This is a genomic window from Gymnodinialimonas sp. 202GB13-11 (genome assembly GCF_040932485.1).
GTDB classification, from domain to species: Bacteria; Pseudomonadota; Alphaproteobacteria; order Rhodobacterales; family Rhodobacteraceae; genus Gymnodinialimonas; species Gymnodinialimonas hymeniacidonis.
Window position 1 is genome coordinate 295,316 of sequence record NZ_JBFRBH010000001.1, and the last position, 26,492, is coordinate 321,807.

The following is a 26,492-nucleotide window of genomic DNA, read 5'->3' on the forward strand; positions in this document are numbered from 1 at the left end:
CCCGGAGGATATCGAGCATTGAGTATGTCGAATAAACGGGCAAAAACGGAGTTGTTAATTCGGATTTGGGATATAATTGCATGGATACCGACGCGCTGCGCCTTTTCGTGCTGGCAGCCGAAAAGTTGAACATCAGTGCTGCAGGTCGTGATCTTGGCCTTGCGCCGGCGGTATCGAGCGCGCGGCTTGCGAAACTGGAGCAGACCGTCGGAGCGGACCTTTTGCACCGGTCAACACGCAAGGTTTCACTGTCGCTGGAAGGCGCAGAGTTTCTACCATTTGCTCGCGAAATCCTTGCACAGGAAGAGGCCGCGTTTGCCGCTTTGGGCAAAGGCAATGCTAAGCCGTCAGGCACGTTGCGCTTCACCGCGCCCAGTACGTTTGCCCAGGTGTATATCGCGCCGCTTCTTCCGCAATTCATGGAACTCCATCCAGAAATCGCACTTGATCTGCGCCTGTCGGACACAGAGTTCGATCTGATCGAGGGAAGTTATGATTTGGCGCTTCGAAACATGGTGCTGGACGATTCCAGCTTGAAGGGACGCAAGTTGGCCGACGACATCCGCATCCTGTGCGCAGCCCCGTCGTATCTGGATACGCATGGATGGCCTGACGAGGTATCGGATCTAAGCGCTCATAGTCTGATCGGGTTCAAAGACCTATTGCCGCGCAATTTGATTGGTCCGGGTGGGCAGAAAGGTCTGTTCGATCCACGCAAGGCGCGTATGCGGGTTGTGATGGACGACGGCACAAGCCAGCGTATTGCAACCATCAATGGCGCTGGGATCTCTCTCAATTCGTACTGGAGTGTTCACGATGATCTGCAGGCTGGAACGCTCCAGCGCGTCCTGCCGGAATGGAGGGCAGAGGCCGCAAATGCACTATGGCTCGTTTACCCAAAGTCGAACGTCTTGTCGCCAAAAGTGCGCGTATTTCTCGACTTTCTGATTGCCCGTTGTAGCGCACATGCATGGACGATCAGCTAGTGGAAGCCGTGCGTTGACAACCCCATTGCGTAACGCGTCGCAATCTTGACGCAGTCACTGTTGGAGCCTCGGCGTCATATTTCGAGTGGAGGCGCGTGGCAGAATGGACGCGTCCAGCGAGACTGGCTTTGCCGATAGCCCGGACGTGATCCAATCAACGATTGCATCACCAGCGGCATCACCCATGGCTTCGGCTGGCAGGTGGATGCTTGTAATTGACGGTTGGCTGACCTCGGACCATTCGAGATCATCGAAACCCATCAAGGATATCTCCTCGGGCACTGATATTCCCTGGCGTTGCAATTCAAACAATGCGCCCAAAGCCTGAACATCTGACAGGCATAGCAGAGCTGTCGGGCTGGTCGCGGCGCCGGTCATCTGGCGCACCGCGTCTGCGCCGCCCGCCACATCCATTGATACGGCTGAAAAGCCGACTTCGATGCCGCGTGCGTTTTGAGCAATCGCCTCAATACGCGCGGCGATCCGGTCATTTGTGTCCGTCGGGCCATGAACGACAAGAATGCGGTGGTGTCCGAGCGATTTGAGAAAGTCGATGGCTTTTACGGCGATTGCACCGTTGTCGTACCCAACGGTTGGATAGCGCGCCGAAGGGTCATAGTAGGATGTGATCAGGGTCGGGATGTGAAACCGCTCGACCAAGGCATCGAACCCTTCAGTGTGGTTCTTACCCGAAACGATCAGCCCATCGACCCCCATGTCGATCAACCCCATCGCCTTGCGTTCCTCAACCTCGGGCTGTCCGCCCGTGACGGCTACCACGAGGGCATAGCCCCGCTCGGAAAGGCGGTTTTCGAGCGTGTCGAGATAGCGTGCGAAGATGGAATGATCCAGCGTCGGGACAAGGGCGCCGACGGTGCGGGACCGACCGGAGTTAAGGGTGCGCGCCGCTGCACTTGGCAAAAATCCAAGGGTGTCGATGGCTTGCGTCACACGGTTGCGCGTATCGCTCGTCACCAACTCCGACCCGTTCAAGACCCGTGACACGGTGGCCACCGAAACGCCGGCACTTCTTGCGACATCGCGCAGCGTTGCGCGCTTTGGAGGGAAGGACGAATTCACGGTCAATCTGTCTCAGATCAGATGCGATAAAGCAAACTATTGACTCAGAGGGGTGCCAACTTTACCCAATTGTAACCGGTTACAATGCTGGAGTGGACGCAATGGATGCGCTGCCCATCCATTTGATAGACAACCGCGGAGTGACGCCTGATGGGCGGTCTTTCCCCGGCCTTGCTGCGCCGATGGCGGGGCAGGGGAGCTTGGTCCACCCGCGCCAAGCGGTTCGGTTCACCCTTCGCACTGGCGACGTTCTTTGCATTGAAGGCCTGACCGACGCGCATGCCGCTTTTGTTTGTGTGCTAGATGATCACGGCGAGGGAGCCGCCGAAGCGCTTTCCCTAAACCCCGCCACGGGATTCCTGCCATCTGGCTTTGATCGCGCCGAGATCGACGGCTGGCTCCTGACACATGGACTTGATCCGAATGGATCGTTGCCGCTGGTAGCGCTTCAAGGCGGCAGTGGCGCCTTGTTCCTGAAAACGAAGTCGCCTGTAACACTTTGGGTGCTGAACTGCCTGGATCGCACCCTTCTGACGGATGGCCTTCTTCCTGACGCCCTGCGCATTTCCGTCCGGTCGAGGCCAGCAAACAGCCCCCTTTTGCCGCCGCCGCTTGGCGAGGTGCGCGAGGAATTCACGATTCATCGCGGCACAGCACAGGCATATGAGTTGCAGGCTGGCGAATACCTGCAGGTCATCGACGTTGAAGGGCAGCAATGCTCGGACTTCATGGCCTTTTCCGCGAAAGCGCTTCAGGCGGGCCAGGAGCGATTGATCGACAGCACTGCGACGCGGTCAATGTTGCGGCGGGCCTATCCGGGCCCCGGCCTGTTCGACAAGTTCTACGACGCCGAAATGGCACCCCTTCTGAATGTCGTGCAGGATACGTGCGGTCGGCATGACACGTTCGGCATGGCGTGCACGGCGCGTGGTTATGAAGAGGCGGGTTATCCGGGGCATTTGAATTGCTCTGACAATATCTCGGACGCGCTTGACCCTTTCGGCGTCGCGCGGCGCAAAGCCTGGCCCGCGATCAACTTTTTCTGGAACACGTGGATCGATGCGGGAACGCATCAGATCCAGACAGAGGAAAGCTGGTCCCGTCCTGGCGATTACGTGACGCTGCGCGCGATCCAACCTTTGGTGTGTGTCAGCACGGCCTGCCCTGATGACATTGATCCGATCAACGGGTGGAACCCGACCGACATCCATGTCCGCATTTATCGGCCCGATGCGCCGATCCGGCGAGCCGTCGCATATCGAGAGAAAGAGAACGCGCCCGTGACCCTGAGCCAGGAATCGGCCTTTCATCCGGCGACCAGAAAGCTCACTCGTGATTTTCATTCTGCTCGAAACCTATGGGTTCCAAACTCGTTTTCGACGGTTGGACCAATTGCGGAGTACTGGGCCTGCCGAAACGCCGCCACGCTGCAGGACATGAGCGGCCTGCGGAAATACGAGGTTGTGGGCCCGGATGCGGAACGTTTGCTGCAAAAAGCCATGACACGGGATGTGGCCAAATTGGCCGTTTGGCGCGGCACCTATGCGTTAATGTGCGACGCACAGGGCGAAGTCATCGACGACGGCACCTTGTTCCGCCTTGCCGACCAGCGCTTCCGTTGGTGCTGCGGGTCCGAGGAAAGTGCCCGCCATTTGTCGGCGCTGGCAACGGAACACCGGCTTCAGGTGCGCATCAACGCCTCAGGCGACGTGCTGCCGAACCTTGCGTTGCAGGGGCCGAAATCGCGCGACATCCTCCGCGAGTTTGTGTTCACGCAACCCCATGTCCCAGCGTTGGATGAGTTGAAGTGGTTTGGGGTGACGATGGCGCGCGTGGGTGACCGGGACGGCATCCCGTTCATGTTGGCGCGTTCTGGTTATACCGGAGAGTTGGGATACGAACTGTTTTGTTCGGCCAGCGATGCCCCGAAGCTGTGGGACATTGTGATGGCGGCTGGTGAGGGGCACGGCCTCAAACCGATGGGCGGAGCCGCGCTTGAGACCATACGCATTGAAGCTGGACTTGCTGCGGCTGGTGCTGAATTTGCGCCTGGTGTTGATGCGCTGGAGGCTGGGCTTGGCTTTGCAGTGGATTTCAACAAAAGCGAATTCGTGGGCAAGGACGCGCTGGAGCGGAACGCGAGCGCCCCGCGACGTGTCTTGAGGGGCTTGCTGATCGACGGCGATGATCTTGTCCATCACGGCGCACAGGTCTTTGCCGGAGAACGCCCCGTTGGCGTTGTCACTTCGGCAACCCATTCTCCAACCCTAGAGCGCGGAATTGCCATGGCGCGCCTGGCGATTGAGCACGCGGACCCCGGTGTTGAGCTGGAAATCGGGATGCTCGACGGCCGCATGAAACGTGTCGGAGCCACCGTTACCACCGTTCCCTTTATCGACCCGAGCCGATCCAGAGCTCGGGCTTAATCTGATCCAACAGGAGGAAAAACTGATGAAAAAACTGACACTTAGCGCCGCCGCGCTTGGTATGGCCGTCACGGCCGGTGCCGCCAGCGCGCAAGAAACCGTGATGATTGGCGAGCCGTCCTGGCCCGGCGCACGTATCATGGCAAACCTGATCGGCCAAGTGATTGAAACGCGCCTTGGCGGCGAGGTGGGCTATGCGCCCGGCGCCAATGCCGTGATCTTCGCCGCCATGGACGGCGGCCGTGGCGACATCGACGTCCACCCCGACGTGTGGTTGCCCAACCAGCAAAGCTTTGTGGACGAGTACACCGAGACGGTGACCCTATCCGAAGGCTCCTACGAGGGCAGCTCTGGCATCTGCGTGCCCACCTATATGGCGGAAGAGCACAACATCCGCACCATCTATGATCTGGCCACACCGGTCGCGCAGGAGCTATTCGACAGCGACGGCGACGGTATGGGTGAGGTCTGGGTTGGCGCATCTGGCTGGGCCTCCACCAACACTTTCTCGGTCCGTGTCCGCGACTACGGCATTAGCACCTTCCTGACGCCGACCACCGAAGACGAGACCGTGTTCTACAGCCGCCTGCGTGACCTGATCGAAGCGCGCGAAGGGGCCGCGTTCTATTGCTACGCTCCGCATTACGTGCATGCGCTTTATGATGTGACGATGTTGGAAGAGCCGCCCTACGACGAGTCGATGTACACTATGGTGGCAGCAGACCAGTCGGCCAACTGGTTCGAGGAAAGCTCGATCATGACGGGTGAGCCGGTGAAGACCATCCGCGTGGCATTCTCCAACTCGCTCTTTGACCGCAACCCTGCGGCCGCTGCCTTCCTGCAGGCCATCGACATGGAAGCGTCGGAACTGTCGGAGCTGACCTACCAAGTCGTTGAGAACGGTGTCGAAACCGAAGTCGCCGTTGCCGCATGGATGGAAGAAAACAGCGACATGATCGACGGCTGGCTCGGGCTTAACTGATCTCTCCCTGACTGAGCCAGACCCCGGCGGGCGTGCCCTCGCCGGGGTTCAAAAGAAAGAAACAACGACACGGGGGGCGATGCCTTGTCCAAGGAAATCGCAATTGACGCGCGGGGCGTTTGGAAGGTCTTCGGCGACCGTTCCAAAGAAGCCCTGGCCGCCATTCATGCTGAAGGCCTCGGCAAGGCCGAAGTGCTCAGCAAGTTCGGATGCGTGGTTGGCGTGGCTGATGCCAGTTTTGAGATCGAAGAAGGTGAGCTGTTTTGCATCATGGGCCTGTCGGGTTCAGGCAAATCGACCCTCGTGCGCCATGTGAACCGTCTCCTTGAACCCACGGCGGGTGAAATCCGCATCGATGGGCGTGACGTCATGGGGCTGAACGACGCGGAACTGCGTGAGTTGCGCAACCACAAGGTCGCGATGGTCTTCCAGAATTTCGGACTGATGCCGCACCGCACTGTGCGTGACAACGTAGCCATGCCGCTGGAAATCCGCGGCGCCGGAAAGGCGCGGCGTTGGGCGGAAGCGGATCGCGTGCTGGACTTGGTCGAGTTGACCGGGTGGGAAGACAAGTACGCCCATGAGCTGTCGGGCGGCATGCAACAGCGGGTTGGTCTGGCCCGCGCCATCGCCTCCGACCCCGATATTCTGCTGATGGACGAGCCATTTTCGGCCCTCGATCCGCTGATCCGTAAACAGTTGCAGGATCAGTTCATGGCGCTCTCCAAAGAGCTGAAGAAAACCACGATGTTCATCACCCACGACCTCGACGAGGCGATCCGCATCGGCAATCGCATCGCGATCATGAAGGACGGGCGCATCGTGCAGATCGGCACACCGGAGGAGATTATCCTCAACCCCGCCGACGATTATGTCAGCGATTTCGTTGCCGGCATTTCCAAGCTGAACATGATTTTCGCGCACTCGGTCATGACGCCCGTGGATCGGTTCCAGTCGGAGCACGGCGATGTGCCGAAAGACGCGAAAGAGGCCGCGCCTGATATGGATCTCAGCGCACTGATGGATCTGTGCATGGACGGCTCGGGCATCGTGAAGGTCGTGGCCGACGATAAGACGGTCGGCGTTATCAACCGCTCGGGCCTGATCCGGGCGATCAAGGAAAACCAGGGGTAAGGCCATGAGCACAGAAAACGACATCACCCGCCTTGAGCCGCTGATCAACGAATTCGTTGGGCAGTCGCAACCCTATTACCGCCGGGTCTTCGGCAGCATCCTGCAAGCGCCCGGCTACAAATTCACTTTAAACTGGGTGGCGGCCATTCTCGGCCCGATCTGGTTTGGCGCCCGGGGGCTCTGGAACTGGTTCCTGGGCTTCCTGATCCTTGAAACAGCAGCTTACATCCAGATCGGCATGGGTCTGTTCGGCGATCTGGGCTCGGGCCAGCGCGAGCGGGCGGAAAGCATTCAGGCCACGCTCGAACTGCGTTATCAGCAGATCGAAGCGGCGGAGAGTTCCGGTAATACCTCAACCGTTGAAAGCCTCAGGAACGCGGCGGAAGCCCTGGAGGGTGCGCTTGCCGATGCACAGGCCGCGGCAACGGCCGCGGACGCAACGGGGCTGTGGTTCATTGGTGGCGGTCTGGTCGCCCTTGGCATCGTCAAGTTCATCGAGGCCGCGCTGGCCAACGCGACGCTCGAAAACCAATTTGCGCGCTGGCGTTCCGACCGCTCGCTGGCCTCTGGCTGGTCCATGCCGCGTATGGCTTTGGCCGCCGTCATGTTTGTGGCCGCCGTGATCCTGTCGACGATGCAATTTGCGCAACCCACCGCCTTTGTGATGTTGGCCGAGTTCCCGACCGACGGGAACTGGCGGCTGGCAGTCGGCGACTGGATCCAGGATGGCTTTGATTGGCTCCGCAGGGCAGGGCGCGGCGTCTTCGACACGATCACTGCGGGGATGCGCAACCTGCTCGATGCAATCGAGGTGGTGCTTGTGGACACGCCATGGCCGGTTGTGGCCTTCGTGATCCTGATGCTCGCTTACCTGAGTGCGGGTCCGCGTCTTGCCATCTTCACTGCCGTTGCGTTGGCATATCTGGGCCTGCTGGACTTCTGGGAAAAGGCGATGACCACCGTGGCCCTTCTGGGCGCGGCTGCGCTGATCTCGATCACGCTTGGTATTCCGTTTGGGATTTATTGCACAAGGCGGCCCCGGGCCTACTCAATCGTTCGGCCGATCCTCGATTTCATGCAGTCGATGCCGTCCTTCGTGTATCTGATCCCGGTCGTGGCCTTCATCGGCTCGGGCAAGCCCGCGGGCGTTGTGGCGACGATGATCTTCGGCTCTCCGCCGGTGATCCGCTTCACGGTTCTGGGCCTGCAACAGGTGCCCGAGACGGTGCGCGAGGCCGCCTTGGCCTTTGGCGCGACGCCCCGCTACCTGCTGTGGCGAGTCGAGCTGCCGCTGGCGGCCAAGACGATCATGGCTGGGGTAAACCAGACCATTCTGATGTCGCTGGCCATGGTTGTGGTCGCTTCGCTTATCGGCGCGCAGGGTCTGGGCGAAGACGTGCTAGAGGCGCTGCAATTCGCTGCGGCGGGTCAAGGTTTGCTCGCGGGGCTTGCGATCCTGTTCTGTGCCATGATCCTCGACCGGATCGTTGCGGGGCGGGGAAAGTAGACCTTGGGTTAGCTCAACCGGGCTTGAAGGCAACGGAGTGGCCTGAAGCGGAAAAGCGATCCGGTCGCGGTGCCTTGGGTTGCTTTCTGGCCAAGTAATGAGGTGCATCGGCGCTGATCTCAGTACTGAGGTCGGGCTATTGCGCCGTCGGTGGCGCCCCTCATTCCTTTAAGAACAGTGGGTCGAGATCATCTTATTGGGCTGCCGTTCGCATCCGAAATCAATTCACTTGACAAGAATTGTAAACGTATACATCGTTTATGTAAACGTATTCATTATGACAGAACGGGAGGATGTCATGCGAGTAAGAACCTTCATTTGTACGTTGTCGGTTGCGACTGCCTTAGGCATGGCCACAGCTTCGGCACAGACAGAGATCGTCGTCTGGGTCGGCGGTGAGCCGGGGCAAACCACGGTCTATGACGACCTCGCCAGTGCATTCAACGAAAGCCAGGGCGATGTGAGCGTAACGGTCGTCACCAACACCTCTGACGTATTCAATCCCGCCCTGATCCCAGCGCTTTCCGCCGGTGAAGGGCCGGACCTTTTCACATTCGGCACCGGTCCCGGCCAGCCCGCTGCTTTGATCGCTGGCGGTCTCGTCGCCGATCTGACCGGCGCATATTATGAGCATGATTGGGCCTCGACGATCCCCGAGGGGATTGTGGTGCAGACTTCAAGCGAAGGCAGCCTGTGGGCGTTCGGCAACGAAGTCGAGACGACCGGCATGTTCTACAATTCTGCGATCTTCGAGGAGAACGGCATCTCCGTCCCCACCACATGGGCTGAGATGGAAGCTGCCGTCGCGACGCTGATGGAGGCCGGTTACGACACACCCATTGGCCTTGCCGGTGCAGATCGCTGGCCTGCGTCGCATTGGATGTCGATGATGATGGGCCGCTATGCCGGACCCGAAGGCATCGAAAACGTCCTTTTCGCCGATGGGGAATGGACCGACGCGCCCTTCGTCGCGGCCATGGCGCGGTTTGAGGAAATGGCCGAGAACGGCTGGTTCGGCCCCACGCCCATCGCCATCGGCTATGGCGAATTGATGGACAGCTTCTGGGCCGGCGACGTTCCCATGACCTTCACCGGGCCGTGGGTTATCAGCGGCGGGATTGAGGCTGCTGGCGATCGGATCTCCGACTACAGTGTATTTGCGGTGCCGCCGTTCGAGGATGGCCAGCAGATCCACCCGACGAACTCCATTGGCAGTGGCTGGTACATTCGCGGCAACTCCGAGAATGTCGATGCCGCGGTCGCGTTCCTCAACTATATGTTCCTGACCCAGGAAGGCCGTGTGGCGCTTCTGAACGCAGGCACGATCCCCGTGGGCCCGCTGGACGCGGCTTTGGCCGAAGCGGATATGCCAGCACTTGCCGTCGACATCTGGAACACGTCCGATGAATACGCCTCCAACGGCTCCGTCCCGGCGTTCCTCGATACCATTACACCCGCCAGCCTGACCGACGTCACCTATGACGGCCTTCAGGCAATCCTTCTGGATGTGATGAGCCCGGAGGAGTTCACCGCTGAGATGCAGGCCGCATGGCAAGTGGCGAAAGACGCGGGGGAGATCATGCTCCCAGGTGGTTTGAACCCGCAATAAGGGCCCGCCTCTCCCGGTCCCGCTGGTTCCGCCCGTGTCGATTGGCCCGGGCGGAGCTGCTCTCCTCTTTCCCAGAAGGCGTGCCAGATGTTTGATCCTGACAACCCATGGATGAAGCGGCTGAACCCGGTCCTCTTCCTGTTTCCGGCAATGGCGATCTACCTGGTTTTCGCCATCTACCCGACAATCTCGGTGGTCGAATATTCTTTCACCGATTGGGACGGCATCCAGCCTGAGCGAAACTTCGTTGGGTTCGAGAACTACCAACGCCTGTGGGGGGATCGCATCTTCTGGCAGGCCTTCCGCAACACGATGGTCTGGTCCGGCGTCATCATCGTTCTGAACGTGGGCCTCGGCCTCGTTCTGGCCGCGATGCTCGCGCGGGTCTGGAAAGCGCGGCTTTTGATCCAGACGCTGATCGTGCTGCCTGTCGTGATCTCACCCATGGCCGTGGCCACGATCTGGCGGTGGATGTATCAGCCCACGGGCGTCATCAACCAGATGTTGGAACAGGTGGGCCTCGGTGGCCTTGCGACCCCGTGGTTGGGTGATCCGAACGTCGTCCTATACGCGCTGGCCGTCGCGCATTCCTGGTCGACAATCGGTCTGTCGGTCATCATCTTTCTTGCCGGTCTGCAGGCGGTGGACGAAGACCTCTACGAGGCCGCCAAGATCGACGGCGCGAACCCGTTGCAATCCTTCCGCTATGTCACGCTTCCGGCCTTGCGTCCGGTGACGGCGGTGGTCTTCATCCTGACCCTCACCCAATCCTTCAAGGTCTTCGACATCGTCTGGGCCACAACCCAAGGCGGGCCGATCCGGTTTTCCGAGATCCTGTCGACTTACATGTACAAGCGCGGCGCGTTGGAAAATGACTATGGCTACGGCGCCGCCATCGGCGTGTCCCTGCTGGTGATCGTCAGCCTCGCCACCGCGATCTACATGAAAATCCAGACGCGGGAGGACAGCTGATGTTGGGCCGCTACCTTCTGATCTTTGTCCTCGGCATCATTGGCATCCTGATGGCAGCGCCTCTGGTGCTAACGCTATTCACCTCGCTCAAGCCCACGACCGAGCTGGTGAATCCCGCATGGTATCCGCCGCTGGACATCACCTTTGAGCATTACATCCGCGTGTGGACCGAAGGCGGGTTCAGCCGCTATTTCCTCAACACCCTGCTGATCTCGGTCGTCGATGCAGTCATCATGATCATCGTGGCCTCGCTTTCGGCCTATGCGCTGGTGTTCATGAAATTCCCGGGCAAGGCGCTGGTGCAATTGGTCTTCCTCATCGGCCTCATGATCCCGGTCACGGCGATCATCCTGCCGCTGTTTCAAGTGGTGCGAAGTGTCGGCCTAGTGAACACGCATCTGGGCGTGATCTTCGCCGACCTTGCACTGGCCGTGTCGATCTTCGTCTTCATGTTCCAGTCCTACTTCGTCGGCATCCCCAAGGCCCTGCATGAGGCCGCACGGATAGACGGCGCGACGGAGTTTCAAATCTACCGCCGCGTGGTCATGCCCATCGCGACGCCTGCCGTGCTGACAACCGCGCTGCTGGAATTTCTGTGGAGCTGGAACGACTTGCTGCTGCGCCTTTTGCTGCTGACGGAGGAACCAATGCGCACCCTTTCCGTCGGCCTACTCAACTTCCAAGGCGTCATGACGCGTGACGTCACCGGACTGTCCAGCGGCACGATCATCATGGCGGTCCCGGTAATTATCCTCTTCCTCTCCTTCCAGCGCCATTTCGTGCGCGGCATGACGCAAGGGGCGGTGAAATGAGCAACGCCAAGCCCATTCTGGTTATGGATCAGCACTTCCGTCAGGTGGAGGAGTTGTTCCGCCCGTCCACCTTTGATGCTTTGCAGGAGACATGTGATGTCGTCGGCGCGAAGAACTGGCCCATGCCGCGTGACGCTTTCTTGGAGGCGTTGCCGGAGGCCGACTATGTGGTCGCCGCGCAGCCGCAAATGGATCGCGCCGAATTGGACCAAGCCCCGAACCTGAAGGCTGTCATCGAGGTCTCTGGCACGTTCCAGATGGGCCTTGACTATGAGGCCTGCTTTGAACGCGGGATTGAGGTTCTGTCCTGCTCCCCTGGCTTCCAATTCTCTGTCGCGGAGATGGCGCTTGGCCTGATGTTGGCGGGCGCACGTGGCATCGTGGAGGAGCATGAGAGGTTCCGAAACGGGTCCGAGCGGTGGCTGGATGATCGCATCGGCTCGGATTTCACCCTGTTCCAGCAGACTATCGGTTTTGTCGGTTACGGGGCGATTGCCCGCGAAATCACCCGTCTTCTCGCGCCCTTCTCGCCCAACATCGTCGCCTATGATCCGTGGCTTGCGGCCAGCGGCCAGACCATCCCCGGCGTGAGGTTCGCCGAATTGGATGAGGTCGTCCAGACTTGCCGCACTGTCGTCGTGGCCGCCATGCCAACGGAAGAGAATTACCACCTGATCTCCGCCAAACACATCGCCTCGATGCAGGAAGGCGCACTTTTGCTGATCGTCAGCCGCGCGCATCTGGTGGACTTCGACGCTGCCGTCGCCGCTGCCGAGGCCGGAAAAATCCGCGTCGCCAGTGACGTCTTCCCGACTGAGCCGGTCCCCAAACGCGCCGCCTTCCGCACCTCCGACAACGTGATCTGGTCGCCACACCGCGCTGCAGCCGTCGAAGGTGGCCGCCACCCCATCGGTGACATGATCGTCGACGACATTGCCGCCATCCAAGACGGTCGGCCTGAGCGGCGGCTTTTGCCCGCCTCCCCCGACACCGTCCGCAAAATCATCCGCGCGCCTTTGGCCGCAAGTTAGAAAGAGGTCGCCCACATGGCCAATCTTGAACTGATTAACCTGCGCAAAGCTTACGGCGATGTGGAGGTTCTGCATGACATCAACCTGTCCATCGCGGATGGCGAATTCATCGTCTTTGTCGGCCCCTCAGGCTGCGGTAAGTCCACGCTCTTACGGATGATCGCAGGGCTGGAAGAGATCACCGGCGGTGACCTGATGATCGGCGACACGCGCGCCAATGATCTGTCACCTAAGAAGCGTAACATCGCGATGGTGTTCCAATCCTACGCGCTTTACCCGCAGATGACAGTGGCCGAGAACATGGCGTTCTCGCTGACGCTGGAAAAACGACCCAAGGCCGAAATCGCGGAAAAGGTGAACGCCGCCGCCGAAGCGCTGAAGCTAGAGGCATTGCTGGACCGCAAGCCCGGGCAGCTTTCAGGCGGTCAACGCCAGCGCGTCGCCATCGGCCGCTCCATCGTCCGCAACCCGCAGGTCTTCCTGCTGGATGAGCCGCTTTCAAACCTCGACGCCGCCCTGCGATCCGAGACGCGGGTGGAGATCAGCGAATTGCACCAGCGCATGGCCACCACGATGATCTACGTCACCCACGATCAGGTGGAGGCGATGACCATGGCCGACCGCATCGTCGTGCTGAATGGCGGCTATATCGAACAAGTTGGCAGCCCAATGGACCTCTACAACAACCCAGCCTCGGAATTCGTCGCGGGCTTCATCGGCTCGCCCAAAATGAACTTTATCAAGGGCCCGATTGCGCAGGCTGCGGGCGCCACAACCCTTGGCGTGCGGCCTGAACACTTCGAATTGGGCGAAGGCGAAGGCGCGTTGCAGGGCACCGTGACGCTTGTAGAGCGCTTGGGCCACGACACGATCCTATATGTCCGCGTCCCCGATATCGGCGTTTTGACCATCAGCCTCAGCGGCCAGCACACGCAGCAAGTGGGCGAGCGTGTTTCCCTTCGCCCGAACCCGCAATTTATGCATAAGTTTGACGCTGAAGGACGCCCGATTTCAGGATAACGCCATGAGCGACCAACCCACCCAGAAAAAGCGCCCAACGGTCAAGGACGTCGCCCGGGAAGCGGGACTTTCCATTGCCACTGTCTCGCGTGCGCTGTCACGTCCCGAGACGGTCAAGAAGGACACGCGCGCGCATGTCTATGAGGTCGTCAAACGGATCGGTTACCGCGCCAACAAGGCCGCCTCCGATCTGCGGCGCGGGCACTCCAAGACGCTTTTGGTGCTGGTCTCCGATATCACGAACGCCTTCTTCGCCGAGTTCTTCAAGGGCATCGAAGAGGAGGCCCGGTCCCGCGGATACGTGCTGCTCATCGGGGACACCTCCGAAGATGCTGAGAGTGAACGCGTCTTCTCGGACATGCTGTTGATGAATCAGGCGGGCGGTCTGATCCTGAACACCTACGGCTTTCCAAGTGACCTTTATCCTCCGGACGGTGGGAACGTCTATTCCGGTCCGCCCATCGTGTCCTGTTCGGGCCGACGTGAGTTTGATTTGCCCACAGTGCAAATCGACGATGTCTCCGGCGGGCGCCAAGTGGGCGAGCACCTGATCAACCTCGGCCATCGCAACATGATCCAGCTTTGTGGCCCGTTGCAGATCTACGGCTTTGAACGGCGGTTTTTTGGGTTCTGCCAAGCACTGAAGGCGGCGGGCATCCCGTTGCAAAACGACCGCAACTTTGTGGGGGAGATGTCTACGGATTTCGGCATCAGAGTTGCGGCCCAAATCGCTGAAATGGAAGACCGTCCGACGGCGATTTTCGTTCACAACGACGAAACGGCAATTGGGCTTCTACACGGCCTGTCAAAGGCAGGCATCCGCGTGCCGGAGGATATCTCGGTCGTGGGCTATGACGACATGCCCTATTCCGCTGTCTTCAATCCGGGCCTGACCACCGTGCACTTGCCGCGTCGCAAATGGGGCCAGATGGCCTGTGCCAAGCTCATCGAATTGCTCGAAGGCGAAGACCCGGACGCCGACAAACGCCGAGTCATCACGCCTGAACTGATCGCCCGCGCCAGCAGCCGAGCCTTGATCTGAGGAACCTGGGAAATGATCCGAGCCGTCGTCTGGGGCGAGAACGTCCATGAACGTGAAAACCCCATCGTAGCCGGGGTCTACCCCAAGGGTCTGCATGGTTGCATCGCCGACGCATTAAACGCGGCGGACGGGATAAGCGCGACAACCGCCACCCTTCAAGAGCCTGAACATGGGCTACCACAATCGCGACTGGACGAGACAGATGTGTTGCTTTGGTGGGGCCACGCCGCCCACGGGGATGTCAGTGATGAAGTGGTGGAGCGCGTGGTTGAAGCCGTCTGGGGCGGTATGGGTCTGATCCTTTTGCATTCTTCTCATTTCGCAAAGGTTTTCAAACGGCTGATGGGCACGCCCTGCAACCTCACTTGGCGCGAAGCGGGGGAACGTGAACGCCTATGGGTTTCTGCCCGTCAGCACCCCATTGCGCGTGGCCTGCCAGATCATTTTGAGCTGGAACATGAAGAGATGTACGGAGAGCCCTTCGCCGTGCCGGAGCCGCTGGAAACTGTCTTCATCAGCTGGTTTCAGGGCGGCGAAGTCTTCCGATCCGGTTTGACCTACCGTCGTGGCGCGGGCAAAGTCTTCTATTTCCGCCCCGGACACGAGACATATCCTACCTATTTCGACCCCAACATTCGCCGCGTTTTGGTCAACGCCACCCGATGGGCGCACAATCCCGAAGCCCGTCAGTCGTCTGATTGGGACGCACCCAACATTGACGTTAGTGATGCGTTGGAACCCCTCGAACATCGCGGTGCGAAGCTTCACAAAGAGGGTGACGCTGGATTCCAATAGCCACTTCGACCGATATCATTTGGAACTTTTGTTGGCTTGGAACTTTGCGACCTGCCAAAAGGTGAAATTTCATGCCACGGCAGCGTCGGCCACTTGGAGAAACACAGCTTACAAAGCGGGCCTTTGGCCAACGCCCCTGCTTCGCGCGGTTTCTTTGCTATTCTACGACACCTGTCGTGGTTCATTTGGGGCCATTTGCTTACACGGCATGGTCCGGTCGGTCTTCTCTTGAAGAGTGATCTGTTTGTGAAGAATTCTGTAAATGCAGATGACCCTAGCGGCGTTTCAGACGCCCCCGTGACTCAGCGGTGGAGGCAGGTGTCGTGGGATAGAAGCTGCAGCCCTCGCACGGGCGCTTGAATGGATGGAAGTGATGGGCTGAGCTAGCCCGCGCGCGGCATCTCGGTCGCCCCGATCTGGGCCAGTGTGATGCTGGTCTCTGATGTTAGAACGGACCAAAGCTGCTCCAAACCCTCTTCCCCACCAGCAGCGATTGCGAACTGCAAGACGCGCCCGAAAAAGGCGAAGTCTGCGCCCTGCATGTAGGCTTTGACCACATCCTCGCCGCTGCGCAAACCGGTATCGAAGAACAACGGGTAGTCGGGGCCAACGGCCTCGCGGATCGCTGGCAGGACAGAGATCGGGGCAGGGGCACTTTCCAATTGTCGAGCGCCGTGGCTGGATACCTGAATGGCATCGACGCCCTCTGACTTGAGGCGTCCGGCATCTTCCGGATCGAGCACGCCTTTCACCACCAGATTGCCCTTCCAGGCCTCCCGCAATTGCTTAAGCGTGTCCCAATCCGCCTTTGCTCGGCTCGCCTTCCGGTCAAAGGAAAAGCCATCCATCCGAAAATTTGCCATGTCAGGTTTGCCTGCAAGAAGCGAAGTTATGGACCAGCGCGGGTGCAAGGCGAAGTCGAGGAACTGCCACGGACCTATGCGGAAGGGCATGGTGAAGCCGTGGCGGAGTTCGCGGGGGCGGCGGCCAACCTCAGGGACATCGACGGTCAGAACAAGAGTCTCATAACCCGCGGCTTTGGCCCGCTCCACGAGCTTGAAGGTCTCCGTCCCATCGCCTGAGAAATAGAGCTGGAACCATGCATGGCCCTGAGCTTCTTCTATAATATCTTCTAGTGGCGTGGATGATACGGTGGACACGCCCAAAGGCACCTCCTCCCGTGCGGCCAGGCGCGCCAGCATCAGGTCGGCGCCGGGGCCGGAAAGGTTGCACATGCCCATCGGCGAGATGCCGAAAGGGGCTTTTGTTTTCCGTCCAAAAACCGTGGAAGACAAATCCCGCTGGCTCACATCGCGCAGGATCCGGGGGCGCAAGGTCAGCGCATCGAAGGCGGAGCGGTTTCGGTCTGCGCCCGTTTCTGCCCCTGCGGCCCCGTCGATATAGTCGAATACCATCCAGGGCAGACGTCGCTTCGCGATGCGCCGCGCGTCCGCGCTGGAATGGATCGCCGGGGCCATTTTAGCTGGCCACGGCTTTCATGAAACGGTCACGGATGATGACCGGGTCCATCGTGATGACAGGGTTCTTCGCATTGCCGCTGTCGCATTTCACGATCATCACAGTGCCTTTGCCGCTGTCGAGCGCGGCTTGCAGGGCCTTGCCAGTATCGACGTCTTGAACCTCGACCACATTGTCACAGCCCGCTGCACGCGCCATGCCGGCAAGGTCCGTCTTGCGACCTGTATAGGTCGGTTGATCTCCGGTGGACCCATAGGAGCCATTGTCGATGATCATCAGGATGTAGTTGTCGGGACAGTTGTTACCGATGGTCGGCAGCGTGCCGAGGTTCGTCAGCACCGAGCCATCGCCGTCAATCACCACGACCGGCTTGGGCTGCGACAGGGCGAGGCCCAGACCGATGGAAGAGGCCAGACCCATTGTGCCGAGCATGTAGAAATTCGTCGGCTGGTCATCGATGGCGTGCAGTTCCTGGGACGGAATACCGATATTGCAGACGACAAGTTGGTCACGGAGGATGGGCGCGATCTCGCGCAGTATTTCAGAACGGATCATTGGTCGCCATAGCCTCCCCAAAAGGATGCGTCCGTCAGGATCGCGACGGGTTTGTTTGCCATAAAGGTATATTTCAGGATCTCGTCGAACTCATCCGCGTCCGATTCCTTGTGGAAATGGTAGGTCGGAATCAGCATCTGGTTCAGCAGCGCTTTCGTGTGCACGGCCATCTCCACCTGACAGGCCACCGGTTCGCGCAACTCACCCCGGTACGAGATCAGGATCGGCAGAGGCATCCGGTAATACTGTGTTAGCGTCGCCAGCGTGTTGATCGTCACGCCAATCGCGGTGTTCTGCATGATGATAGCGGGGCGTTTGCCGCCCATCCATGCACCCGCGCACAGGCCCATGCCCTCGTCTTCTTTGTTCGACGGGATATGGAATATCTCGGGGCGCGCTTCGACCTCGTCGATCACGCCGGCCAGTTGCTTGCACGGCACGGTGGTGATGAAGGACACGTCGTTGGCGACGAAATCGTCAACGAGCTTCTTGGAAATGCTCACGTTTCTCGGTGCTCCTGATGGGTTTTGCGATGCGTGTATCGCGCGTTGGAAAAGGAAAGGGGTTCAGACGGTGTCGCGTAAAACGTGCACCGCGCAGGGGGCATGGCGCACGACGCGAGCCGCCGTAGACCCAAGCAGAAAATCGGCAAGATCAGGCTTGTGCGAGCCCATGATGATCAGATCAGCACTTTCCGCTTGGGCTACATCCACGATGGTGCGCCCGCCATGGCCTTTCACGGCGACACCGCGCGCGTTGGGCACATCAGCCATGCGGTCGGCCATCTTTGCCTTGGCCGCCGCAAAGGCCCGTTCGGGCACGTCGGCATCGATGAAGGCATTCACGCTTCCAGCGGGTTCTTCGAATACATGCAAGGCGGTGATCTGCCCGCCGTTGTTCAACAAAGTCTGGGCGAGTTTCATGGCCTGCGGACCGTAGCCATGATCCAGCGCCATCGCGATAATGATGTGGTTATACATGGCGGCTCAACTCCAGTTGGGAAAAGGGGGCGTCAGTCATGAGGGTGCAATACGATCTTGGGTGCAGCAACGCGTCCCGCGCGAATATCCGCGAACGCTTGCGCCCCTTCAGATAGTGGGCGTGCTTCCGTCCAATCAAGGGGGCCAAGCAGCCCGTCGAACAGGGCCTTTGCGCAATCGCGGAAGTCTTGCGCGGTGTAAGTATAGGTGCCGATAAAGGTGATTTCCTGCAAAGTCATGCGCCGGGCGTCGAGGCCCCCGGTGTCCTCGCCAAGGCCCACATGGGCAATGACGCCGCCCGGTGCGGTGTGGGCCGAGGCCGTCGCGCGGGTTGCGGCGAAGCCCACAGCGTCAATCACGAGCGAATACAGCCCCTCAGGTTCCGATCGCGCGTTTTGCGCACACACATCCACTAGGTAGGCACGGCGTGTATCGTTGGGCTCCGTGATTGTAATGTCTTCAACGTCCATCGCGCGAAGCGCAAGCGCTGCCGCAAGGCCAATCGCACCGCCGCCGATCACAAGCGCGCGGATGGGCATTTTCGGATCAAGGACGGCAAGCGCAAGCTGCACTGCATGCCAACTAACGGCCAAAGGCTCCGCCAATGCCGCTTTTGCAAGCGGCACGTCATCAGGGACCATGATCAGATTGCTTTCCGGCATCGCCACATATTGCGCAAACGCGCCCTCACGCGGCGGCATGGAGATGATCTGACGCTCTGGGCACAGATTCTCGCGGCCAGATGCACAGGCCAGGCAGGTACCACACGTGACCAACGGATTGATCGTTACCCGCTCGCCGTCACGGGGGCCGCCTTCGATCACACCAGCGGCCTCATGGCCCAGGATCAGTGGCGCAGGGCGGCGGGCATCGTGGCCAAGGTAGGCGTGCATGTCGGACCCGCAGACGCCGACCGCTTCGACACGGATCAGATGCTCGCCCGGGCGCGGCACGGCCAAGTCGGTGTCACGGAAACCAAGGGTTTCAACGCCATCATAGATCAGGGCTTTCATTTCGCCGTGAACCCTCCGTCCACCATCAAAACCTGCCCAGTGACATAGGCGCTGGCCTCGGAACACAGGAACAGAAGCGGGCCGTCGATGTCATCCAACAGGCCGTTGCGCCCCACGCAAGTCTGCGCCGCATTGCGGGCGGCGCGCTCGGGGTCAGCGAAGACAGGACCGGTCAACTCGGTCGGGAAGAAGCCCGGCCCGATGGCGTTGGCGTTGATGCCGAACTGCGACCACGCCTCAGCCATGGCGCGGGTAAGCTGGCCGATACCCGCCTTGGACGCGCCGTAGGCGACCCCGCCCGGAAACGCGCGGGAGGTCTGGAGCGAGGCGAAATTCACCACGCGGCCCCAGCCTTTGTCTTTCATCGCGGGCACGAAAGCCTGCGTCAGAAAGAAGGGAGCTGCGAGGTTGAGGTTCAGGGTCAGATCCCACCCCTCTGGTGTGACGTCATCCGCCGCCTGCCGAGTATTCACACCCGCCGCATGGACGACGATGTCGGGCGGGCCGAACGGGGCGGTCACACGGGCCGCGACGTCCTGCAACGCGCTGCGATCCGCCAAATCAGCCGAGACAATCGCGGCGGGTGGGCCTGTGCGGTCCGCCCAATCCTGTAATTCCTCTTCCCGTCGCGCCACCGCAACAACCCGCGCCCCTGCATCGGCCAGCGCGCTGGCGGCCTGCTGCCCCAGCCCGGCGCTGGCGCCGGTCACACAAGCCACCCGGCCCGTCAGATCGAAGAGGCGCGAGGTGTCCGACATCAGCCGTCGGCGCTCAGATCGAAATTCTCACCCGGGAAGTATTTCGCCAAACGCACATCTGCGGCGCGGGCATGGCCCTCCATCCCCTCAAGGCGAGAGATGCGCGCCGTCGCCTCGGCCACCCCACGCGATCCTTCGCGCGTGGCCTGCTGCCAGGTGACGATCTTCATGTATTTGTGCACGGAAAGGCCGCCCGTGTAGGACGCAGCGCCTGAGGTCGGCAGAACGTGGTTCGTCCCCGTCGCCTTGTCGCCATAGGACACGGTCGTCTCTTCGCCAACGAAGAGTGAGCCGTAGCAGGTCAGACGATCCTTCCACCAATCCAGATCTTCGGCCTGAACGGTCAGATGCTCCGGCGCATATTCGTCGGAACAGGCGGCCATGTCTTCGCGATCTTCGCAGATGATGACCTCCGCGTAATCACGCCACGCGGCGGTCGCGTTTTCGCGGTTGGTCTCGGGCAGATCGTCGATCAGGCCTGGCACCAGCGCCATGACCTTCTCCGCCAACTCGCGATTATCCGTCACCAGCCAAACCGGAGAGTTATAGCCATGCTCGGCCTGGCTCACCAAATCGGTGGCCACGATATGCGCGTCGGCCGTTTTGTCGGCGAGGATCAGGCTGTCGGTTGGCCCCGCAATCATGTCGATGCCCACACGGCCAAAGAGGATGCGCTTGGCTTCGGCCACGAATTGGTTGCCGGGGCCGACAAGGATATTCGCTTTCGGCAGGCCAAACAGGCCAAAGCTCATCGCCGCGACGCCCTGCACACCGCCAAGCGCCATGATGGTATCCGCGCCGCAGATATGGGCGGCGTAGATGATGGCGGGCGCTACACCAACGCCGGGGCGGGGTGGGGAGGTGGCGACGATATGGTTGCAACCCGCGACTTTTGCCGTTGTCACGGTCATAATAGCGCTGGCGATGTGGCTGTAGCGGCCACCCGGCACATAGCAGCCAGCCGTATCGACCGGGATCGCCTTTTGGCCTGCGACGAAGCCCGGCACAATCTCGACTTCAACATCGCTCAACGTCGATTTTTGCGCCTCCGCAAAGCGGCGCACATTGTCGTGGGCAAAGCGAATATCCGCTTTCAGCTTCTCAGGGACCTGTGCTGCCGCGGCCTCGATCTCTTCGGCGGTCAGGATGATGTTGCCGTCGTATTTGTCGAACTTGGCTGCGTATTCTAGCGCCTTCGCGTCACCGCCCGTCTCGATATCAGCAAGGATGTTCTGCACAGTTTCGTGGACGTCCGAGGCATCCGATTTTGAGGTGAGTTGCGCTTTCTTCAAGTATTCGCGGGTCATCGGCGGCCTTGTCCTATCGGTCGGAAATCTGATGCGGTGGGGCTGTTCTATGGCTTAAAACAGCGAATCTGTCATCGACATGTAAGCCCTTGCAGTACGATCATGCAAGCGCTTACATTTTGGGCTAACGATGTTTGGCAATCGCTCGATTGCGAACGCCAATCAGGACTGAGAATTCAGGTCAGTTGGGCGCTAGAGCGTCTCGCCACGTCGAACAGCGGCCTCGACTGCTGCGATATCCTCTGCCGACATGCCGTAGTCTCGCGCCGCAGCCTCCGCGCCGATATAGCCCCGCGCGAGATCTCGAATGACCGCCTCGCGCGACCGCTCCGCCGGATCGCCGTAACCTGCACCACCGGGGAAGGCCATCTGAACGCGCCGCCCGTGTGGCACGAATTGCTTGCCTTTGCCCTGCATCGGTGTGCCGTCATCTTGCGCAATCGTAGTGCGCGCACCATCCGCGCCGCCGCGCCGTCCCCGGGCCGGATGCTCGCCCCGGTCGAACATGGCCTGAATGTCGAATTCATGCCCCTCCCGCGCGCCGACTTCCATATATTGGCCCAAGCCTCCGCGCATCTTTCCTGCACCGCCGCTATCCGGGCGCAGCTCCTTCCGCCAGATGATCACAGGTCCCGCATGTTCCGTGGCCTCAATCGGCATGGTCATAACACCCGAGGGGAAGGCGGTTGCATTCATCCCGTCGAGGTCTGGCCGCGCCCCCGACCCGCCGGAGTTAAACGTCAAAACCTCGGAGCGTCGGGCATCCGGCGGGGCAGGGGCGTCTGTGCGCGGCCGCAGCGACACCTGGAAGTTGCACAAACAGCCCGCTCCTTCCGCTGGCACCAAACCCGGCACGATCTTGTCAAAGGCGTCAAACACTGCATCCGGGACGAAATGCCCGACGATATGGCGCAAGGCAACAGGCGCCGGGTGTAGCGCATTTACGATTGTGCCTTCCGGGGCTGTGACCTCAAACGGTGCAAGCGAAGCCGCATTGTTCGGGATCTCCGGCGCGATGGCGACTTTCAGGGCGTAGCAGGCATAGGCCTTGGTGTAGACCATCGGGCAGTTGATGCCCTTCTTGTCGACGCCGCTGGTGCCTGCGAAATCCGTGAGGATCCTGTCCTGTTCGACGCTCACTTTTACCTTCAGCGCGATCGGCGTGTCGAACCCGTCCATCGTCATCGACCCCTCCGCCGAGGTGCGAGGCAGCGCGTTGATCGCCTCCAGCGTCGCGCGTCGTGAGTTGTCGAGGATAAAGGCCGCGATCCCGTCCAAATCGTCGAGCCCGAACTCTTCCATCATATCGACCAGCCGCCGGTGGCCGATCTCGTTACACGTCGCCAGCGCGTAGATGTCGCCAATCAACTGATCCGGCTCCCGCACGTTGCCGCGAATGATGCGCGTCAGTGTCTCGTCCACCTCACCACCATCTGCGAATTTCATGATCGGGATATAGAGCCCTTCCTCATAAACGCTCTGCGCATCCGCTCCAAACCCGCGCCCGCCGATGTCGACGATATGCGCAGTGCAGGCGAAGAACCCGACCAGCTTGCCTTGGTAGAAGGACGGTGTGACCATGGTGATGTCATGCAAATGGCCCGTGCCTTCCCACGGGTCGTTCGTGATGTAAACATCGCCCTCGAACATGTTCTGCCGCCCGATCCGGCGGATGAAATGCGCCACCGCATCGGCCATGGCATTTACATGGCCCGGCGTGCCGGTCACGGCCTGGGCCAGCATCTGCCCCTCGCGGTCATAGACTCCAGCCGACAGGTCCCCGGCCTCGCGGACAGAGGTCGAAAAGGCCGTACGCACCAGCGCCTGTGCCTGTTCTTCGACAACCGAGATCAGGCGGTTCCACATGATCTGATAGGCAACACTAGATTGGGTCATGCGGCACCTCCGGCATGGGCGGGTTTCGTCATCACGTCGATGCAGCCATCGCTTTTGCACATCGCATCGCGGCTGGAGGGGACAATGATGGTCGTCTCATCCTCGACAATCACAGCGGGGCCTTGCGCGATTTGGCCGGTTTGGAAGCCACCACGCCCCACAATCTGTGCATCCGTGAACGCCGCCTTGGCCGGATCAAACAGACGGCGTGTACCACTGGTAACTGCTGTGCCGATCACGTCCGTCTGTTGTATGGTATCCGGCGCAATCGGCGGCGTCGTGGCGTTCACGGCCCAAACCGTGATCTCGATATCCATGCCTTTCACGGTCCGCGCAAACAGCTTGGTATATTCCTCCTCGAACCGCCGCTGGAATGTCTCTGCGTCCGGGGCCATCGCCTGCGCCTCGGACAACGGGATCGGAATTTCCCAGCCCTGCCCAGAATAGCGCATATAAACCTTGAACTCCAAGAGGATCGGGCTCTCGGCATCGCAGCTGCGCACGAAACCAGTCGCCTCCTGCTGCAGTTCCGCCAAAAGCATCCGGATCACCTCCGCATCGAAATCCGCCAGCCGCATATAGACGGACCGATTGGCCTCAAAACTGAACGGCGCACGCAGGAAGCCAATGGCACTGCCCACCCCAGCCCCCGGCGGGACCAGGCACCGCTCAATCCCCAATTTCTCGCACAACCGCCCGGCATGCAGCGGCGCCGCGCCGCCAAAGGCGATCATTGTATATTCACTCAGGTCCTCACCGTTCTCGACGGCATGAACCCTTGCGGCATTGGCCATATTCTCATCTACCACCTCAGCCACACCAAAGGCCGCTTCCTCGGCATCCATGTCTAACACTTCCGCGAAGACGCCCGTCAGCGCGGAGGAGGAGGCGTCCGGCGACAGCCGGATCGACCCGCCCGCGAAATTCTCGGGGTCCAGCTTGCCCAGAACCAGATCGGCATCCGTCACCGCCGGGCGTTCTCCGCCCCGCCCGTAACAGGCCGGCCCCGGCTCAGACCCCGCACTTTCGGGGCCCACCCGGATCTGGCGCATCGCGTCCACATGGGCCAGTGATCCGCCGCCCGCGCCGATCTCCACCATGTCGATCACCGGGATCGAAATCGGCATGCCCGACCCCTTCTTGAAGCGATAGGTCCGCGCCACTTCAAACACGCGGCTGGTCTTCGGCGTCTGATCCTTGATCAGGCAAATCTTCGCCGTGGTCCCGCCCATGTCGAAGCTGAGCACCTTGTCCAACCCATGGCGCGCCGCGATATGTGCGGCAAACACCGCGCCTCCAGCGGGTCCGGATTCCACCAGCCGCACCGGAAACTCCGCCGCATCCGCGATCGAGATGATCCCACCGCCCGAATGCATCAGAAACACTTGGCAGGCAGCGCCCTCGTCGCGTAGCCGCCCCTCAAGCCGCCCCAGATAGGACGCCATCAGCGGCTTGATATAGGCGTTGGCGACCACGGTATTGAACCGCTCATATTCCCGCATCTGGGGCGAGACCTCGGATGAGATGGAGACGGAAACCTCCGGCAAACGCTCTGCCAGCACCTCCCGCACCAAGCGCTCATGGTTCGGGTTAAGGTAGGAATGGATCAGGCCCACCGCCACGCTCTCAAAGCCACCGTCCGCGATGCGCTCGACTACGTTTTCGACGGCCTCGCGCTCCAGACCAACCAAAACGTTCCCCGTCGCATCAACACGCCCCGGCACCGTGAACCGACGCTCCCGGGGCAGTAGCGGCTCTGGCAAAGTGAGGTTCAGGTCGTATTGCTCAAATCGCGATTCCGTCCGCATTTCGATCACATCACGGAAGCCCTCTGTCGTGATCAAGGCGGTCTTTGCGCCGCGCCGCTCGATCAGTGCATTGGTGGCAAGCGTCGTGCCATGGATGATCTGACCGATCTCATCCGGTGCAATCCCGGCCTTCGTGCAGACCTGCTTCATTCCGTCGATGATTGCGTCTTCCGGTGCGGCATATGTCGTCAGCACTTTGGTAGAATGCAGGCCGCTGGCCGTTTCCAGGACCACGTCCGTGAACGTCCCACCGATGTCAACGCCAAGCCGGTTTACGGTCTTTGCCATGAAGGCCCCCAGTGCTTTCTCGAATATCTCGGTTAAAGCGCAAATCGGGATTCGCGCAAAATTCATTTTTTGCGCTGGATTGATAAAGAAACTTTATTCTAAATCGGTCGCGGCCTGATCCGCCGCCATCCGGGCGGCTCTTTTAACGAACCTCGCCGAAGTATTGGCATCATAAAGCGCCGCGAACCGCAGGCTGTCGGGCACCCATAGACCCTCCGCTGCGCGCAAGTGCTCCAAGCCGGCAGAAAGGCGCTTGGGCAACAACGCAATCCCCATCCCGTCTGCCGCCATTTGCAGGGTCGAGGTAAGACTGCTCGAATGCGTTATGCGGGCAGGGTCAAGTCCGTTGGCCGTCAGGTGCGCGCGCAGCGCCTGGCTTGCACCGGTCGACTTGCCATGGGTCAGAATGCCAATTTCGAATAGGTCTTTCAGGTCCGGGTTTGGATCCAAACTCCCGACAAGGTCGGCATCCCCGACCCAACCATAGGCATAATCCGCCAAGTCAACGCTATCTACCGGCCCTCCTCTAAAGGGACCATTGGCGAGGATCAGGTCAAGCTGACCCTCGCTCAGCATACGTTCCAGTTCCGAGGATAGATCGACCGTCAACTCGACCCGCACAGCAGGATAGGCGGCTTTGAGCGTGCGGAGGAAGTCATGCAACCAAGTCGCCGCAATCAACTCCCCCACACCTAGACGCAGGCGATCTTCTACAAGATCATGGCGACCTGCCGTCTCCAACAGCCGCTCCCCTGCGCGTAGAACATCACGGGCCACCGACAGGACTTCGCGCCCAGGCTCCGTGAAGCGGACCGAACCGGCATCTCGGTGCATAAGCTTCACACCAAGAGCCTCTTCAAGGGTTGAGATGCGCACAGACACATTGGGTTGTGTCGTCCCAAGCATCTCCGCAGCTTTGCGAAACGTGCCGGTGTCCGCGACCTGCACGAGGGCTTCGAGCTGTTTGAATGTGATCCGGTTTTTTATCATCAGGCAGGCTTAGGATCACCAA

General features: G+C 60.3%; 23 protein-coding genes. 12 read left to right on the plus strand and 11 right to left on the minus strand.

The features are described 5' to 3' along the window. Nucleotides 1–80 precede the first annotated feature (80 nt). Nucleotides 81–986 carry a LysR family transcriptional regulator gene (locus tag V8J81_RS01520; RefSeq protein ID WP_368473990.1) on the plus strand — a complete coding sequence of 302 codons (906 nt, stop codon included), beginning with the start codon at nucleotides 81–83 and terminating at the stop codon, nucleotides 984–986. 54 nt (nucleotides 987–1,040) lie between these two features. Here the strand turns inward: V8J81_RS01520 and V8J81_RS01525 are convergent, their stop codons facing one another. Continuing rightward, nucleotides 1,041–2,066 (minus strand): LacI family DNA-binding transcriptional regulator, encoded by a 1,026-nt coding sequence (locus V8J81_RS01525; protein ID WP_368477574.1) that lies wholly within the window; start codon nucleotides 2,064–2,066, stop codon nucleotides 1,041–1,043. 101 nt (nucleotides 2,067–2,167) lie between these two features. Here V8J81_RS01525 and V8J81_RS01530 point away from each other — a divergent pair, with 101 nt between their 5' ends. The 11 genes from V8J81_RS01530 (at nucleotide 2,168) to V8J81_RS01580 (ending at nucleotide 15,396) form a co-directional block, all read left to right on the plus strand. Then, nucleotides 2,168–4,492, plus strand: a complete 2,325-nt coding sequence (locus tag V8J81_RS01530; RefSeq protein ID WP_368473991.1) for a DUF1989 domain-containing protein — start codon at nucleotides 2,168–2,170, stop codon at nucleotides 4,490–4,492. A gap of 25 nt (nucleotides 4,493–4,517) precedes the next feature. Beyond that, the gene (locus V8J81_RS01535) at nucleotides 4,518–5,474 is read left to right on the plus strand and encodes an ABC transporter substrate-binding protein (protein ID WP_368473992.1); all 957 of its coding nucleotides are present in this window, start codon (nucleotides 4,518–4,520) and stop codon (nucleotides 5,472–5,474) included. A gap of 84 nt (nucleotides 5,475–5,558) precedes the next feature. After that, on the plus strand, nucleotides 5,559–6,608 hold the full coding sequence (locus tag V8J81_RS01540; RefSeq protein ID WP_368473993.1) for a quaternary amine ABC transporter ATP-binding protein: 1,050 nt from the start codon (nucleotides 5,559–5,561) through the stop codon (nucleotides 6,606–6,608). Between the two features lie 4 nt (nucleotides 6,609–6,612). Then, complete coding sequence (locus V8J81_RS01545; RefSeq protein ID WP_368473994.1) at nucleotides 6,613–8,115, plus strand: ABC transporter permease; 1,503 nt, start codon at nucleotides 6,613–6,615, stop codon at nucleotides 8,113–8,115. 349 nt (nucleotides 8,116–8,464) lie between these two features. Further along, nucleotides 8,465–9,724: an ABC transporter substrate-binding protein gene (locus tag V8J81_RS01550; protein WP_368473995.1), complete on the plus strand. Its 1,260-nt coding sequence runs from the start codon at nucleotides 8,465–8,467 to the stop codon at nucleotides 9,722–9,724. Between the two features lie 87 nt (nucleotides 9,725–9,811). Further along, the gene (locus V8J81_RS01555; RefSeq protein WP_368473996.1) at nucleotides 9,812–10,696 is read left to right on the plus strand and encodes a carbohydrate ABC transporter permease; all 885 of its coding nucleotides are present in this window, start codon (nucleotides 9,812–9,814) and stop codon (nucleotides 10,694–10,696) included. Then, nucleotides 10,696–11,508 (plus strand): carbohydrate ABC transporter permease, encoded by an 813-nt coding sequence (locus V8J81_RS01560; protein ID WP_368473997.1) that lies wholly within the window; start codon nucleotides 10,696–10,698, stop codon nucleotides 11,506–11,508. The genes V8J81_RS01555 and V8J81_RS01560 overlap by 1 nt, the downstream gene beginning before the upstream one ends. Then, nucleotides 11,505–12,539, plus strand: a complete 1,035-nt coding sequence (locus tag V8J81_RS01565; protein WP_368473998.1) for an NAD(P)-dependent oxidoreductase — start codon at nucleotides 11,505–11,507, stop codon at nucleotides 12,537–12,539. The genes V8J81_RS01560 and V8J81_RS01565 overlap by 4 nt, the downstream gene beginning before the upstream one ends. Before the next feature lie 15 nt (nucleotides 12,540–12,554). Continuing rightward, nucleotides 12,555–13,559 carry an ABC transporter ATP-binding protein gene (locus V8J81_RS01570; RefSeq protein WP_368473999.1) on the plus strand — a complete coding sequence of 335 codons (1,005 nt, stop codon included), beginning with the start codon at nucleotides 12,555–12,557 and terminating at the stop codon, nucleotides 13,557–13,559. A 4-nt stretch (nucleotides 13,560–13,563) separates the two neighbouring features. Beyond that, nucleotides 13,564–14,601, plus strand: a complete 1,038-nt coding sequence (locus V8J81_RS01575) for a LacI family DNA-binding transcriptional regulator (protein WP_368474000.1) — start codon at nucleotides 13,564–13,566, stop codon at nucleotides 14,599–14,601. Nucleotides 14,602–14,613: 12 nt separating this feature from the next. Continuing rightward, entirely contained in the window at nucleotides 14,614–15,396 is a 783-nt protein-coding gene (locus tag V8J81_RS01580) for a ThuA domain-containing protein (RefSeq protein WP_368474001.1), read from the plus strand. A gap of 383 nt (nucleotides 15,397–15,779) precedes the next feature. On the opposite strand, the gene V8J81_RS01585 is transcribed toward V8J81_RS01580, so the two are convergent. The 10 genes from V8J81_RS01585 to V8J81_RS01630 form a co-directional block, all read right to left on the minus strand. Then, nucleotides 15,780–16,874, minus strand: coding sequence for an alpha-hydroxy acid oxidase (locus tag V8J81_RS01585; RefSeq protein ID WP_368474002.1), 1,095 nt, complete (start codon nucleotides 16,872–16,874; stop codon nucleotides 15,780–15,782). A 1-nt stretch (nucleotide 16,875) separates the two neighbouring features. Next, nucleotides 16,876–17,430 (minus strand): sulfopyruvate decarboxylase subunit beta, encoded by a 555-nt coding sequence (gene comE / locus V8J81_RS01590; RefSeq protein ID WP_368474003.1) that lies wholly within the window; start codon nucleotides 17,428–17,430, stop codon nucleotides 16,876–16,878. Beyond that, entirely contained in the window at nucleotides 17,427–17,933 is a 507-nt protein-coding gene (locus tag V8J81_RS01595; protein ID WP_368474004.1) for a sulfopyruvate decarboxylase subunit alpha, read from the minus strand. The genes comE and V8J81_RS01595 overlap by 4 nt, the downstream gene beginning before the upstream one ends. 63 nt (nucleotides 17,934–17,996) lie before the next feature. Further along, a complete protein-coding gene (locus tag V8J81_RS01600; protein WP_368474005.1) occupies nucleotides 17,997–18,410 on the minus strand; it encodes a universal stress protein in 414 nt (137 codons plus the stop codon). Between the two features lie 32 nt (nucleotides 18,411–18,442). Further along, nucleotides 18,443–19,423 carry an alcohol dehydrogenase catalytic domain-containing protein gene (locus V8J81_RS01605; RefSeq protein ID WP_368474006.1) on the minus strand — a complete coding sequence of 327 codons (981 nt, stop codon included), beginning with the start codon at nucleotides 19,421–19,423 and terminating at the stop codon, nucleotides 18,443–18,445. Then, nucleotides 19,420–20,181 (minus strand): SDR family NAD(P)-dependent oxidoreductase, encoded by a 762-nt coding sequence (locus tag V8J81_RS01610; protein WP_368474007.1) that lies wholly within the window; start codon nucleotides 20,179–20,181, stop codon nucleotides 19,420–19,422. Before V8J81_RS01610 ends, V8J81_RS01605 begins: the two co-directional genes overlap by 4 nt. Next, nucleotides 20,181–21,488 carry a histidinol dehydrogenase gene (hisD, locus tag V8J81_RS01615; RefSeq protein WP_368474008.1) on the minus strand — a complete coding sequence of 436 codons (1,308 nt, stop codon included), beginning with the start codon at nucleotides 21,486–21,488 and terminating at the stop codon, nucleotides 20,181–20,183. Before hisD ends, V8J81_RS01610 begins: the two co-directional genes overlap by 1 nt. A gap of 192 nt (nucleotides 21,489–21,680) precedes the next feature. After that, complete coding sequence (locus tag V8J81_RS01620) at nucleotides 21,681–23,384, minus strand: hydantoinase B/oxoprolinase family protein (protein WP_368474009.1); 1,704 nt, start codon at nucleotides 23,382–23,384, stop codon at nucleotides 21,681–21,683. Beyond that, a complete protein-coding gene (locus V8J81_RS01625) occupies nucleotides 23,381–25,480 on the minus strand; it encodes a hydantoinase/oxoprolinase family protein (protein WP_368474010.1) in 2,100 nt (699 codons plus the stop codon). Before V8J81_RS01625 ends, V8J81_RS01620 begins: the two co-directional genes overlap by 4 nt. A 93-nt stretch (nucleotides 25,481–25,573) precedes the next feature. Beyond that, on the minus strand, nucleotides 25,574–26,470 hold the full coding sequence (locus V8J81_RS01630) for a LysR family transcriptional regulator (protein WP_368474011.1): 897 nt from the start codon (nucleotides 26,468–26,470) through the stop codon (nucleotides 25,574–25,576). Nucleotides 26,471–26,492: the final 22 nt, after the last annotated feature.